This window comes from Enterobacter sp. T2 (assembly GCF_010692925.1).
Lineage (GTDB): Bacteria > Pseudomonadota > Gammaproteobacteria > Enterobacterales > Enterobacteriaceae > Enterobacter > Enterobacter kobei.
Map to the genome: position 1 here is coordinate 1,365,573 of NZ_CP048736.1, position 13,668 is coordinate 1,379,240.

General features: G+C 53.0%; 15 protein-coding genes, 5 tRNA genes and 1 pseudogene. 18 read left to right on the forward strand and 3 right to left on the reverse strand.

The features are described 5' to 3' along the window. Positions 1 to 5 precede the first annotated feature (5 nt). From cydB to pnuC, 17 genes and pseudogenes are all read left to right on the forward strand, one after another. The gene (gene cydB / locus G0034_RS06435) at positions 6 to 1,145 is read left to right on the forward strand and encodes a cytochrome d ubiquinol oxidase subunit II (protein WP_023332425.1); all 1,140 of its coding nucleotides are present in this window, start codon (positions 6 to 8) and stop codon (positions 1,143 to 1,145) included. Positions 1,146 to 1,159: 14 nt separating this feature from the next. After that, complete coding sequence (gene cydX / locus G0034_RS06440; RefSeq protein WP_003858598.1) at positions 1,160 to 1,273, forward strand: cytochrome bd-I oxidase subunit CydX; 114 nt, start codon at positions 1,160 to 1,162, stop codon at positions 1,271 to 1,273. After that, the gene (gene ybgE, locus G0034_RS06445) at positions 1,273 to 1,563 is read left to right on the forward strand and encodes a cyd operon protein YbgE (protein WP_010428735.1); all 291 of its coding nucleotides are present in this window, start codon (positions 1,273 to 1,275) and stop codon (positions 1,561 to 1,563) included. The genes cydX and ybgE overlap by 1 nt, the downstream gene beginning before the upstream one ends. 148 nt (positions 1,564 to 1,711) lie before the next feature. Beyond that, entirely contained in the window at positions 1,712 to 2,116 is a 405-nt protein-coding gene (ybgC, locus tag G0034_RS06450) for a tol-pal system-associated acyl-CoA thioesterase (RefSeq protein ID WP_003858593.1), read from the forward strand. Then, on the forward strand, positions 2,113 to 2,805 hold the full coding sequence (gene tolQ / locus G0034_RS06455) for a Tol-Pal system protein TolQ (RefSeq protein ID WP_008501101.1): 693 nt from the start codon (positions 2,113 to 2,115) through the stop codon (positions 2,803 to 2,805). Before ybgC ends, tolQ begins: the two co-directional genes overlap by 4 nt. Positions 2,806 to 2,808: 3 nt before the next feature. Further along, the gene (gene tolR / locus G0034_RS06460; RefSeq protein ID WP_003858589.1) at positions 2,809 to 3,237 is read left to right on the forward strand and encodes a colicin uptake protein TolR; all 429 of its coding nucleotides are present in this window, start codon (positions 2,809 to 2,811) and stop codon (positions 3,235 to 3,237) included. Between the two features lie 28 nt (positions 3,238 to 3,265). Next, entirely contained in the window at positions 3,266 to 4,534 is a 1,269-nt protein-coding gene (gene tolA / locus G0034_RS06465) for a cell envelope integrity protein TolA (RefSeq protein WP_014883046.1), read from the forward strand. 130 nt (positions 4,535 to 4,664) lie between these two features. Then, on the forward strand, positions 4,665 to 5,957 hold the full coding sequence (tolB, locus tag G0034_RS06470; RefSeq protein WP_013097529.1) for a Tol-Pal system beta propeller repeat protein TolB: 1,293 nt from the start codon (positions 4,665 to 4,667) through the stop codon (positions 5,955 to 5,957). A 35-nt stretch (positions 5,958 to 5,992) separates the two neighbouring features. Next, a complete protein-coding gene (pal, locus tag G0034_RS06475; RefSeq protein WP_003858578.1) occupies positions 5,993 to 6,514 on the forward strand; it encodes a peptidoglycan-associated lipoprotein Pal in 522 nt (173 codons plus the stop codon). Positions 6,515 to 6,523: 9 nt separating this feature from the next. Continuing rightward, a complete protein-coding gene (cpoB, locus tag G0034_RS06480) occupies positions 6,524 to 7,321 on the forward strand; it encodes a cell division protein CpoB (protein ID WP_023332428.1) in 798 nt (265 codons plus the stop codon). Positions 7,322 to 7,482: 161 nt separating this feature from the next. Then, positions 7,483 to 7,558: transfer RNA gene (locus G0034_RS06485), tRNA-Lys, on the forward strand. 26 nt (positions 7,559 to 7,584) lie between these two features. Next, positions 7,585 to 7,660: transfer RNA gene (locus G0034_RS06490), tRNA-Val, on the forward strand. Between the two features lie 3 nt (positions 7,661 to 7,663). After that, positions 7,664 to 7,739, forward strand: a tRNA-Lys gene (locus tag G0034_RS06495). 146 nt (positions 7,740 to 7,885) lie between these two features. Further along, positions 7,886 to 7,961 (forward strand) — tRNA-Lys (locus G0034_RS06500). 23 nt (positions 7,962 to 7,984) lie between these two features. Next, positions 7,985 to 8,060, forward strand: a tRNA-Lys gene (locus G0034_RS06505). A gap of 191 nt (positions 8,061 to 8,251) precedes the next feature. Beyond that, positions 8,252 to 9,294, forward strand: a pseudogene (gene nadA / locus G0034_RS06510) (quinolinate synthase NadA). Positions 9,295 to 9,316: 22 nt separating this feature from the next. After that, the gene (gene pnuC / locus G0034_RS06515; protein ID WP_014883049.1) at positions 9,317 to 10,036 is read left to right on the forward strand and encodes a nicotinamide riboside transporter PnuC; all 720 of its coding nucleotides are present in this window, start codon (positions 9,317 to 9,319) and stop codon (positions 10,034 to 10,036) included. Here pnuC and zitB read toward each other — a convergent pair. After that, on the reverse strand, positions 10,033 to 10,971 hold the full coding sequence (gene zitB / locus G0034_RS06520) for a CDF family zinc transporter ZitB (RefSeq protein ID WP_023332431.1): 939 nt from the start codon (positions 10,969 to 10,971) through the stop codon (positions 10,033 to 10,035). The two genes, pnuC and zitB, sit on opposite strands and share 4 nt — an antisense overlap. Positions 10,972 to 11,076: 105 nt before the next feature. Beyond that, on the reverse strand, positions 11,077 to 11,457 hold the full coding sequence (locus G0034_RS06525) for a protein YbgS (protein WP_014883051.1): 381 nt from the start codon (positions 11,455 to 11,457) through the stop codon (positions 11,077 to 11,079). 303 nt (positions 11,458 to 11,760) lie between these two features. Between G0034_RS06525 and aroG the strand changes: the two genes are divergently transcribed. Continuing rightward, entirely contained in the window at positions 11,761 to 12,813 is a 1,053-nt protein-coding gene (gene aroG / locus G0034_RS06530; protein ID WP_014883052.1) for a 3-deoxy-7-phosphoheptulonate synthase AroG, read from the forward strand. 61 nt (positions 12,814 to 12,874) lie between these two features. Here aroG and gpmA read toward each other — a convergent pair whose 3' ends face one another. Continuing rightward, positions 12,875 to 13,627, reverse strand: coding sequence for a 2,3-diphosphoglycerate-dependent phosphoglycerate mutase (gpmA, locus tag G0034_RS06535; RefSeq protein ID WP_008501111.1), 753 nt, complete (start codon positions 13,625 to 13,627; stop codon positions 12,875 to 12,877). Positions 13,628 to 13,668: the final 41 nt, after the last annotated feature.

Below are 13,668 nucleotides of genomic sequence, written 5' to 3' on the forward strand. Positions count from 1 at the left end.
ATCAAATGATCGATTATGAAGTATTGCGTTTTATCTGGTGGCTGCTGATTGGCGTTCTGCTGATCGGTTTCGCTGTCACCGATGGTTTCGACATGGGGGTGGGGATGCTCACTCGTTTCCTCGGTCGTAATGACACCGAGCGTCGAATCATGATCAACTCCATCGCCCCGCACTGGGACGGTAACCAGGTGTGGCTGATCACCGCAGGCGGCGCGCTGTTTGCTGCCTGGCCGATGGTCTACGCGGCTGCGTTCTCCGGCTTCTATGTGGCGATGATTCTGGTGCTGGCCTCTTTATTCTTCCGTCCGGTCGGTTTCGACTACCGTTCCAAGATTGAAGACACCCGCTGGCGCAACATGTGGGACTGGGGCATCTTCATTGGTAGCTTCGTTCCACCGCTAGTGATCGGCGTGGCGTTCGGTAACCTGTTGCAGGGTGTACCGTTCCACCTGGACGAATACATGCGTCTTTACTACACCGGTAACTTCTTCCAGTTGCTGAATCCATTTGGTCTGCTGGCGGGTGTGGTGAGCGTAGCGATGATCATCACGCAGGGCGCAACATACCTGCAGATGCGTACTGTGGGTGAACTGCACCTGCGTTCCCGTGCGACGGCTCAGGTTGCTGCACTGGTGACGCTGGTTTGCTTCGCACTGGCAGGCGTATGGGTGGTGTACGGTATTGATGGTTATGTCGTGACGTCTGCGATCAACCATACGGCACCGTCTAACCCGCTGACCAAAGAAGTGACGCGTCAGGCTGGCGCATGGCTGGTGAACTTTAATAACATGCCTGCGCTGTGGGCGATCCCGGCTCTGGGGGTACTGCTGCCGCTGCTGACCATGCTGACGTCTCGTCTGGAGAAAGGCGCGCTGGCGTTCCTGTTCTCCTCGCTGACCCTGGCGTGCATCATCCTGACGGCGGGTATTGCCATGTTCCCATTCGTCATGCCATCCAGCACCATGCTGAATGCTAGCCTGACCATGTGGGATGCAACCTCCAGCCATATGACGCTGAACTTAATGACTTACGTTGCTTGCGTGTTCGTTCCGATTGTTCTGGCTTACACCATCTGGTGTTACTGGAAAATGTTCGGTCGTATCACCAAAGAACATATCGAAAGCAACACCCACTCTATGTACTAAGTAAGGAGCTGAATATGTGGTATTTCGCATGGATTTTAGGGACGCTTCTTGCCTGTGCTTTTGGTGTCATCACCGCCCTGGCGCTTGAGCATGTTGAAGCGACGAAAGCGGGTGAAGAAAAACACTGATGAATATTATCGCGACGCTTTACGCGGTAATGGATAAGCGCCCGTTACGGGCGCTTTCTTTAGTGATGGCATTACTGCTGGCAGGCTGCATCTTCTGGGACCCGTCGCGTTTCGCGGCAAAAACCAGCGAACTGGAAATCTGGCATGGCTTCCTCATTATGTGGGCAGTGTGTGCTGGGGTGATCCACGGCGTGGGCTTTCGTCCGAAAGCGGTACACTGGCAGGGCATTTTCTGCCCGCTGATTGCCGATCTGGTTCTCCTCGCCGGTTTGATTTTCTTCTTCTTCTGAATAAGAAATGTCCTATAACGATATGGGCTTACCCGAGCCCATAAAAATTTACTCTCCGTTTACTTTCTCCCATTCCAAACCATCTTTCCCGCGCGTATAGTAGCGAAGTTTGAAAGCTCCAACTTTTCTTGTATTACTGGGATGTAAAGTGAATACAACGCTGTTTCGATGGCCGGTTCGTGTCTATTACGAAGATACCGATGCCGGTGGTGTGGTTTACCACGCCAGCTACGTTGCTTTTTATGAACGGGCACGCACAGAGATGCTGCGCCATCATCACTTTAGTCAACAGGTGCTGTTGGCTGAGCGAGTTGCCTTCGTGGTACGCAAGATGACGCTTGAGTATTTTGCGCCTGCCAGACTCGACGACATGCTCGAAGTCCAAACTGAAATTACATCAATGCGCGGGACCTCACTGGTTTTCACGCAGCGGATAGTCAACGCAGAGAACACCGTACTGAACTCAGCTGAAGTACTGATTGTTTGTGTTGATCCAACCATAATGAAGCCTCGTGCGCTTCCTAAGTCTATTGTCGCGGAGTTTAAGCAGTGACTGACATGAATATCCTTGATTTGTTCCTGAAGGCAAGCCTTCTGGTTAAACTTATCATGTTGATTTTGATTGGTTTTTCAATCGCATCCTGGGCCATCATCATCCAGAGAACGCGTATCCTCAATGCTGCTGGCCGTGAAGCGGAAGCGTTTGAAGATAAGTTCTGGTCGGGTATTGAGCTTTCTCGCCTGTATCAGGAGAGCCAGGGGCGCCGTGAAAACCTGACCGGCTCCGAACAAATTTTCTATAGCGGCTTCAAAGAGTTTGCTCGCCTGCATCGCGCAAATAACCATGCGCCGGAAGCGGTTGTGGAAGGCGCTTCTCGTGCGATGCGTATCTCCATGAACCGTGAGCTGGAAAATCTTGAAACGCACATTCCTTTCCTCGGTACTGTCGGCTCCATCAGCCCGTATATCGGCCTGTTTGGTACAGTATGGGGGATCATGCACGCCTTTATCGCGCTGGGTGCGGTGAAGCAGGCGACGTTGCAGATGGTTGCACCGGGTATCGCTGAAGCACTGATTGCGACCGCTATCGGTCTGTTTGCGGCAATCCCGGCGGTAATGGCTTACAACCGCCTGAACCAGCGCGTGAACAAACTGGAACTGAACTACGACAACTTTATGGAAGAGTTCACTGCGATTCTGCACCGTCAGGCGTTTACCAGCACCGAGAGCAACAAGGGGTAAACCATGGCCAGATCGCGTGGACGAGGTCGTCGCGAGCTCAAGTCCGAAATCAATATCGTTCCACTGCTGGACGTCCTGTTGGTACTGCTGCTGATCTTCATGGCAACAGCGCCAATCATAACCCAGAGCGTGGAGGTGGATCTGCCGGATGCGACAGAATCACAGGCGGTGAGCACCAATGACGATCCTCCGGTCATCATTGAAGTTTCCGGCGTAGGGCAGTACAGCGTGGTGGTAGAAAAAGATCGTATGGATCAGCTTCCACCGGAGCAGGTGATAGCTGAGGCGCAGCGTCGCCTGGAGTCAAATCCGAAAACGGTCTTCTTAATCGGTGGCGCGAAAGACGTACCCTACGATGAAATTATTAAAGCGCTGAACTTGCTACATAGTGCGGGTGTTAAGTCAGTTGGCTTAATGACTCAACCTATTTGATCATCCGCGTAGTTTTTGGGAACCGATAGTGTCAAAGGCAACCGAACAGAACGACAAGCTTAAGCGAGCGATAATCGTCTCCGCAGTGCTGCACGTGATTCTTTTTGCAGCGCTGATCTGGAGTTCGTTCGATGAGCATATTGATGCATCAGGCGGCGGTGGAGGGTCTTCCATCGATGCCGTTATGGTGGATCCCGGTGCGGTAGTGCAAAACTATAATCGCCAACAGCAGCAGAAGGCGAGTGCAAAACGGGCTGAAGAACAGCGTGAAAAACAGGCGCAACAGCAAGCGGAAGAGCTGCGTGAAAAGCAGGCCGCGGAGCAGGAACGTCTGAAGCAGCTTGAGAAAGAACGTTTGCAGGCGCAGGAAGCGGCGAAAGAGCAGGCGGAACAGCAGAAGCAAGCTGAAGAGGCCGCGAAAAAAGCGCAGGAGCAGCAAAAGCAGGCGGAAGAAGCGGCCGCTAAAGCCGCAGCGGATGCCAAAGCGAAGGCTGATGCCCAGGCAAAATTAGCGGCTGAAGCAGCGAAGAAAGCGGCTGCCGATGCCCAGAAAAAAGCTGAAGCCGAAGCCGCGAAGAAAGCCGCTGCTGATGCTCAGAAGAAAGCCGAAGCCGAAGCGGCGAAGAAAGCGGCTGCTGACGCTCAGAAGAAAGCTGAAGCCGAAGCGGCGAAGAAAGCCGCTCAGGAAGCAGAGAAGAAAGCAGCGGCTGACGCTGCGAAGAAAGCGGCTGCTGCCGAGAAGGCCGCGGCTGAAAAAGCGGCTGCGGCTGAAAAAGCTGCTGCTGATAAAAAAGCGGCTGCCGAGAAAGCTGCAGCAGATAAAAAAGCGGCTGCCGATAAGAAAGCTGCGGCTGAAAAAGCCGCTGCCAAAAAGGCCGCTGCTGATAAAGCGGCTGCGGCTGCCGGCGTCGACGATTTACTGGGCGACCTGAGTTCAGGTAAGAACGCACCAAAAGCGGGTGGCGGGGCGAAAGGGAACGGTCAGCCGTCTAAAGACAGCGGGACCTCCGGCGCCAACGGCGGGGCAACGGGTGCAGATATCAGCGCTTATGCGAAGCAGATTCAGGTGGCGATCCAAAGCCGTCTGTTTGATGCGGGCCTGTATCAGGGCAAACAGTGCGTGCTGCATATCAATCTTGCCCCAGATGGACGGTTGAAAAGCGTCACTTCTGAAGGGGGCGATCCTGCGCTTTGCCAGGCAGCGTTAGCTGCAGCAAGATCGGCGAACATTCCTAAACCGCCGAGTGAGGCTGTTTACGATAAGATAAAAGATGCCAAACTAGACTTTAAGCTGTGATCGTCTTTCCTTTGGGAAGTATAGAAAACCGACTATTGTCATAGCCAGGATCGTGTAGTTTTGTCTATTTGAGTTTGTTAACATTCTGCTAAATTATCGTGGGTAAGGTTACCCGGATAAGGGAGATATGATGAAGCAGGCATTACGTGTAGCATTTAGTTTTTTAATGCTGTGGGCAGCTGTGCTGCACGCAGAAGTACGTATCGAGATCACCCAGGGGGTGGACTCGGCACGCCCAATCGGTGTTGTTCCGTTCCAGTGGGCCGGTCCTGGCGCTGCACCTGAAGATGCCGGTGGCATCGTGGCGGCTGACCTGCGTAACAGCGGTAAATTCAACCCGTTAGATCGTTCTCGTCTGCCTCAGCAGCCGGGCAGTGCACAGGAAGTACAGCCTGCTGCATGGTCTGCGCTGGGTATTGATGCGGTCGTTGTGGGTCAGGTTACCCCTAACCCGGACGGCTCTTACAACGTGGCCTGGCAGCTGGTAGATACCGGCGGTGCACCGGGTACCGTTCTGGCACAGAACTCCTACAAGGTCACTAAACAGTACCTGCGCTACGCGGCTCACGCGGCCAGCGATGCGGTATTCGAAAAACTGACCGGCATTAAAGGTGCGTTCCGTACCCGTATTGCTTATGTGGTGCAGACCAACGGCGGTCAGTTCCCGTATGAGCTGCGCGTCTCTGACTACGACGGCTACAACCAGTTCCTGGTGAAACGTTCTTCCCAGCCGCTGATGTCTCCAGCCTGGTCTCCGGACGGTTCTAAACTGGCATACGTGACTTTCGAGAGCGGTCGTTCTGCGCTGGTTATCCAGACGCTGGCTAACGGTGCTGTGCGTCAGGTAGCGTCGTTCCCACGTCACAACGGTGCGCCTTCCTTCTCTCCGGACGGCTCTAAACTGGCCTTTGCGCTGTCTAAAACCGGTAGCCTGAACCTGTATGTGATGGATATTGGCTCTGGCCAGATCCGCCAGGTGACCGATGGTCGCAGCAACAACACCGAACCTTCATGGTTCCCGGACAGTCAAAACCTGGCGTTTACCTCTGACCAGGCTGGCCGTCCACAAATCTATAAAGTAAACATCAACGGCGGTGCTCCGCAGCGTATTACCTGGGAAGGTTCGCAGAACCAGAACGCAGACGTGAGCAGCGACGGTAAATTCATGGTAATGGTCAGCTCCAACGGTGGGCAGCAGCACATTGCCAAACAAGATCTGGTAGCGGGTGGCGTTCAAGTTCTGTCGTCAACGTTCCTGGATGAAACGCCAAGTCTGGCACCTAACGGCACTATGGTAATCTACAGCTCTTCTCAGGGGATGGGATCTGTGCTGAATCTGGTTTCTACAGATGGGCGTTTCAAAGCGCGTATTCCGGCCACTGATGGACAGGTAAAATCACCTGCCTGGTCGCCGTATCTGTAAATAATAATTAATTGATTACTAAAGGAATCATAGAAATGCAACTGAACAAAGTGCTGAAGGGGCTGATGATCGCTCTGCCTGTAATGGCAATCGCAGCGTGTTCTTCTAACAAGAACGCAAGCAATGACCAGAGCGGCGAAGGCATGATGGGTGCCGGTACCGGTATGGACGCGAACGGCAATGGCAACATGTCTTCTGAAGAGCAGGCGCGTCTTCAGATGCAGCAGCTGCAGCAGAACAACATCGTTTACTTCGATCTTGATAAATACGACATCCGTTCTGACTTCGCTGCGATGCTGGATGCTCACGCTAACTTCCTGCGTAGCAACCCATCTTACAAAGTCACCGTAGAAGGTCATGCGGACGAACGTGGTACCCCAGAGTACAACATCTCCCTGGGTGAACGTCGTGCTAACGCTGTTAAAATGTACCTGCAGGGTAAAGGCGTTTCTGCTGATCAGATCTCCATCGTTTCTTACGGTAAAGAAAAACCTGCAGTACTGGGTCACGACGAAGCGGCTTACTCCAAAAACCGTCGTGCCGTACTGGTTTACTAAGAGAATGGCATGAGCAGTAACTTCAGACATCATCTGTTGAGTCTGTCGTTACTGGTTGGAATAGCGGCCCCCTGGGCCGCTTTTGCTCAGGCACCAATCAGTAGTGTCGGCTCAGGCTCGGTAGAAGACCGGGTCACTCAACTCGAGCGTATTTCTAACGCTCACAGTCAGCTTTTAACCCAACTCCAGCAACAACTTTCCGATAACCAAAACGATATTGACTCACTCCGCGGTCAGATTCAGGAAAGTCAGTATCAGCTTAACCAGGTTGTGGAACGTCAGAAGCAAATCTTGTTGCAGATAGATAGCCTGAGCAGCGGTGGTGGTGCAGCAGCACAACCCGCAGCAGGCGATCAGAGCGGAGCGGCGACATCCGCGCCCGCGCCGTCTGCGGATGCTTCCGCCTCCACAGGCGCGCCTGTACAGAGCGGTGACGCGAATACGGATTACAATGCGGCCATTGCCCTCGTGCAGGATCAATCTCGTCAGGACGACGCGATTGCTGCGTTTCAGAACTTTGTTAAGAAATACCCTGATTCAACCTACCAGCCAAATGCCAATTACTGGCTTGGTCAGTTGAATTACAACAAGGGTAAAAAGGATGATGCGGCGTTTTATTTTGCCTCCGTGGTGAAAAATTACCCGAAATCGCCGAAAGCGCCAGATGCGATGTATAAGGTTGGCGTGATCATGCAGGACAAAGGAGACACTGCGAAAGCCAAAGCGGTTTATCAGCAGGTGGTCGCCAAATTCCCTGGTACCGAAGGTGCCAAACAGGCGCAAAAACGTCTGAATTCGATGGGATGATTATCGCATGACCAGAAATCGCGTTATTTCTGGTCGTGCAGCATGATTCGTAAGCAGTTAAGTGATCTTCATCGAAATTTTTGTTGCGCAGAATTCTTAAATCAGTAATATATGCCGCCGTTGCCACGGGATATCAAACAACGTGAAAACAGCGTAAAAGTGGGTCGTTAGCTCAGTTGGTAGAGCAGTTGACTTTTAATCAATTGGTCGCAGGTTCGAATCCTGCACGACCCACCACTTAAGCAGTTCCGGTAGTACAGAGTGGGTGATTAGCTCAGTTGGTAGAGCATCTCCTTTACACGGAGGGGGTCGGCGGTTCGAGCCCGTCATCACCCACCACTCGGGTCGTTAGCTCAGTTGGTAGAGCAGTTGACTTTTAATCAATTGGTCGCAGGTTCGAATCCTGCACGACCCACCAATTTTAATGTCTTACTCAGATATTAAACGTGAAGGATAACGTTGCTTTAGCAACGGCCCGAAGGGCGAGGCGAAGCCGAGTCATCCTGCACGACCCACCACTTAAACGTGGTACCGAGTAAAAATCTTCGAAGTCAGCACCCGAATGGGTCGTTAGCTCAGTTGGTAGAGCAGTTGACTTTTAATCAATTGGTCGCAGGTTCGAATCCTGCACGACCCACCACTTCGAAGAAAAAATCCCGCAAGGGGTCGTTAGCTCAGTTGGTAGAGCAGTTGACTTTTAATCAATTGGTCGCAGGTTCGAATCCTGCACGACCCACCAATGTAGAAAGGCGCCCTAAAGGCGCCTTTTTGCTATCTGCAATTCTATAAATGCTCCACACCTCTATTCCCGGTGACTTTTCACTCCAGATTCGCTATCTTGTTTAGTATACAAAACACAATTGCCATGCGTTTTGCTATGTCAGGCAAAAGAAAGGCAATATTGTTAAGCCCGTAAAACGAGAAGCCATAATGAGTGTGATGTTTGATCCCGAAGCCGCCATCTATCCGTTTCCGCCAAAACCTGTTCCGCTAAGCCAGGACGAAAAACAGTTCTACCGCGAGAAGATCAAACGTCTTCTGAAAGAGCGAGACGCGGTGATGGTGGCGCATTACTACACCGACCCGGAAATCCAGCAACTGGCGGAAGAGACCGGGGGCTGCATCTCTGACTCTCTGGAGATGGCGCGCTTTGGCGCAAAACATCCTGCTTCCACGCTGCTTGTTGCTGGCGTGCGTTTTATGGGCGAAACGGCGAAAATTCTCAGCCCGGAAAAAACCATTTTGATGCCGACGCTGAATGCCGAGTGTTCGCTCGATCTTGGCTGCCCGATTGACGCGTTCACCGCCTTCTGCGACGCCCATCCTGACCGTACCGTGGTGGTTTATGCCAACACCTCCGCGGCGGTAAAAGCGCGGGCAGACTGGGTCGTGACCTCCAGCATCGCCGTTGAGCTGATTGAGCATCTGGACAGCCTGGGGGAGAAAATTATCTGGGCACCTGACCGACATCTCGGCAATTATGTTCAGAAGCAGACAGGCGCTGACGTCCTCTGCTGGCAGGGGGCCTGCATTGTGCACGACGAATTCAAAACCCAGGCGCTGGCACGCATGAAGGCGCTTTATCCTGACGCCGCCATTCTTGTTCACCCTGAATCCCCCAGTCCATTGTCGACATGGCGGATGCCGTGGGTTCAACCAGCCAGCTTATCAACGCGGCCAGAACGCTGCCGCACAAGCAGCTCATCGTGGCGACCGATCGCGGTATCTTTTATAAGATGCAGCAGGCCGTGCCGGAGAAAGAGCTCCTTGAAGCCCCAACGGCAGGCGAGGGCGCGACGTGTCGCAGCTGCGCGCATTGCCCGTGGATGGCGATGAACGGTCTGAAAGCGATTGCCGAAGGGCTGGAGACGGGCGGCGCCGCGCATGAAATTCATGTCGATGCTGCGCTGCGCGAAGGTGCGTTAATTCCGCTTAACCGCATGCTGGATTTTGCGGCTACACTACGTACTTAATTCAAAACGTACCGGGGAAAAGATGGATTTTTTTAGCACACAGAACATTCTGGTTCATATACCGATTGGTGCAGGTGGCTATGACCTGTCATGGATTGAGGCCGTCGGCACGCTGGCGGGTTTACTCTGCATCTGGCTGGCAAGCCTGGAGAAAATCAGCAATTACGCGTTCGGGCTGATTAACGTTACGCTGTTTGCGATTATCTTCTTCCAGATCCAGCTGTACGCCAGCCTGCTTTTGCAGTTGTTCTTCTTCGCCGCCAATATTTACGGCTGGTACGCATGGTCGCGGCAGAACAGCCAGCAGGAGGCTGAGCTACAGATCCGCTGGCTACCCCTGCCGAAAGCCATTGCCTGGTTTGTCGCTTGCGTGGTTGCTATTGGTTTCATGACCGTTTATATCAACCCGGTGTTTGCCTTCCTGACCCGTGTGGCCGTTTCGGCTATGTCCGGTATCGGCCTGAGCGTAACGATGCCAGAACTACAGCCGGATGCTTTCCCGTTCTGGGATTCCTGCATGATGGTGCTGTCAATTGCGGCGATGATCCTGATGACCCGTAAATACGTTGAGAACTGGCTGCTGTGGGTCATCATCAACGTTATCAGCGTGGTCATTTTCGCGCTGCAGGGCGTCTATGCGATGTCGCTGGAATATCTGCTGCTGACCTTCATTGCCCTGAATGGCAGCCGTATGTGGATTAAGAGCGCGCGTGAGCGAGGCTCTCACGCGCTTTCCCGCTAATGGTGATGATGATGTGAATGGTCGGGCTGCGCCTCGTTAAGGTGGCAGTCCGGCCCGTTACAGGCCTGATACTCCATCTGGACGGTGGCGTGGCCAATCTCGTAATGATGTTCCAGGAAATGATGAATGCGTTCCAGTAATGCATCGTGATCGTGAGGTGGGATCACCTGAACGTGTAGCGTCATCACCGGTTTTTCACCTACCTGCCAGACATGCACATGATGAACATTGCGCACTTCCGGGACAGAACGGCGCAGGTTACGCTTCAGCTCGTCAATGTCCATGGATGCGGGTGCCCCTTCAAGCAGTTCATTGACGCTCTCCTTCAGCAGACTCCAGGCGCTACGTAAAACCAGACACGATACCAGCACGGAGAGAATCGGGTCGACTGGCGTCCAGCCGGTATAGAGGATCACCAACGCGGCGACTATCGCCCCGACTGAGCCGAGCAAATCCCCCAGCACATGCAAGGCAGCAGCGCGCACATTGAGGTTCTTTTCCCCGCTGCCGCGATGCAAAATCCAGAATGCCAGAATATTCGCCAGCAGCCCCGCGACGGCAATCACCATCATTGTCGTTCCGGCTATTGGCTGCGGGTGCCTGAAGCGTTGGATGGCTTCCCAGACGATAAGAATAGTAATGACCACCAGCGCGATGGCGTTAACAAACGCGGCAAGCGTAGTCAGCCTCAACCAGCCGAAGGTATGGCGTGCGTTCGGAGGACGACGAGCAAATTGCACTGCCAGCAGAGCGAAGAGTAGCGCTGCGGCATCGGTCAGCATGTGCCCGGCATCAGCCAGCAGCGCCAGCGAGCCGGAGACCAGACCGCCAATGACCTCGATAACCATAAACGTGGCCGTAACGCCGAAGGCCAGCATGAGTCGTTTTACGTTGTCATTTCCGGGAGAAGATGCGTGTGAGTGGGTGTGCGCCATGTCTGCTTTCCTGTTTCGTTATTTTTTAGTGTAGCGTTTTTAACAGGTTACTCCAAAAAGAAAGGAGAGCCTGGGCTCTCCTTTCGCATTTAAAGCACTGACGACTTACTGGGTTGTGCCATCGGTTTTGGTATTGGCATCGTTACCCACTTTGTCGTTAGGGTCGGGACATTTGCCGTCCTTACACATTGAGTTCTTATGAACTTCATCTGAACTCATATTGTCGTGATTCATGGTGCCGGAATCACTGCCGTTCGGATGCAGCATGGTGCCGCCGGTATTGGTGTTGCCGGTATTGATCTGGCTGTTATCGACATTATTTGGGGCGATATTCTGTTTCGCATCAGGGGCGACCTGGCCTGCTTCTGCTGCCGCATTGGCATCACCGTTGCTGTCTGAGGTGCCCGTTTCAGCAGCCAGGACGCTGCCGCTTGCCAGGGTGAGAGTGGCGGTCAGGAAGAGGGTAGCCAGTTTTGTCATTTTCATCATGGTGCTCCTGTTCTTGTCGTTACGCTGGATAACTTTCTCCAACAGTGCATCTTTTTAGAGGCGAAAGATTCCGCCTTACGGACTTACGTCAGTAGGGAATCGCGTTTAGGCGTATAAAATTGGTTGTTACAGTTAAAAAGCTTAGGTTAGATCTCATTTTTCGCTATTTTGTGGCGATTTTTAGGCGAATTCCAGGAATTATCTGCGTGAAGTGTAAAACCGTGTTTACACTTCCTGGTCGACAAGATAGATTGAAAGGATTGCTTTCATTACTAAAGATATGGCAGAGCTGGAAAGAAAATGAATTATCAGAACGACGATTTACGCATTAAAGAGATCAATGAGTTATTACCTCCTGTAGCGCTCCTTGAGAAATTCCCCGCCACTGAAAATGCCGCAAACACGGTTTCTCATGCTCGCAAAGCGATCCATAAGATCCTGAAAGGTAATGACGATCGTCTTCTGGTGGTGATTGGTCCATGCTCTATCCACGATCCTGCTGCGGCAAAAGAGTATGCGGCAAGGCTGCTTCAGCTGCGCGAAGAGCTGAAGGATGAGCTGGAAATCGTCATGCGCGTCTATTTTGAAAAACCGCGTACGACAGTTGGCTGGAAAGGGCTCATTAACGATCCGCACATGGATAACAGCTTCCAGATCAACGACGGTCTGCGTATTGCGCGCAAACTGCTGCTGGAGATCAACGACAGTGGCCTGCCTGCTGCCGGTGAGTTCCTGGACATGATCACGCCACAATACCTGGCTGATTTGATGAGCTGGGGCGCAATTGGTGCCCGTACCACGGAATCTCAGGTTCACCGCGAACTGGCATCCGGTCTCTCTTGTCCGGTTGGGTTTAAAAACGGCACCGACGGCACCATTAAGGTGGCTATCGACGCCATTAACGCAGCGGGTGCGCCGCACTGCTTCCTGTCCGTGACCAAATGGGGTCATTCCGCCATCGTGAACACCAGCGGTAACGGGGATTGCCATATCATTCTGCGTGGCGGCAAAGAGCCAAACTACAGTGCAAAACATGTGGCCGACGTGAAGGTCGGGCTGGAAAAAGCCGGGCTGCCACCGCAGGTGATGATCGATTTCAGCCATGCCAACTCCAGCAAGCAGTTTAAAAAGCAGATGGACGTCGGGGCTGATGTCTGTCAGCAGATTGCCGGCGGTGAGAAGGCGGTGATTGGCGTGATGATTGAAAGCCATCTGGTCGAAGGTAACCAGAACCTGGAAGGCAGCGAGCCGCTGGTGTACGGCAAGAGCGTCACGGATGCCTGCATCGGCTGGGACGATACCGACACCCTCCTGCGTCAGCTGGCGAACGCGGTGAAAGCACGTCGCGGTTAAGTCCTGAGGCAGAAATAAAAAAGCGCGGAAGGCTCCGCGCTTTTTTTATGTCTGGCGAAAATTACTTCGCTTTACCCTGGTTCGCGACAGCCGCGGCTTTCGCTGCGATTTCATCCGCGTTACCCAGATAGTAGTGTTTGATTGGTTTGAAGTTTTCGTCGAACTCATACACCAGCGGTACGCCAGTTGGGATGTTCAGTTCAAGAATTTCGTCTTCACCCATGTTGTCCAGGTATTTCACCAGCGCACGCAGGGAGTTACCGTGAGCGGCGATGATCACGCGCTCACCGCTTTTCAGGCGTGGCAGAATGGTTTCGTTCCAGTAAGGCACAACGCGGTCGATGGTCAGCGCCAGGCTTTCGGTGGTTGGCAGCTCAGCGTCAGTCAGTTTCGCGTAACGCGGGTCGTGGCCCGGGTAGCGCTCGTCATCTTTGGTCAGCTCTGGTGGGGTTACCGCGAAGCCGCGACGCCACTGTTTAACCTGCTCGTCACCGTATTTCTCAGCGGTTTCGGCTTTGTTGAGACCCTGCAGCGCACCGTAGTGGCGCTCGTTCAGTTTCCAGGATTTCTCAACCGGCAGCCAGGCCTGATCCAGTTCGTCGAGCACGTTCCACAGCGTGTGGATGGCACGTTTCAGCACAGAGGTGTAAGCAAAATCAAAGCTGAAGCCTTCTTCCTTCAGCAGTTTACCTGCTGCTTTTGCTTCGCTTACGCCTTTCTCAGACAGATCAACGTCGTACCAACCGGTAAAGCGGTTTTCGTTGTTCCACTGGCTTTCGCCGTGACGCACCAGGACCAGCTTAGTAATAGCCATCTCTTACTCCTCAAGCATTTTTAGAATGATAACAATTCTCA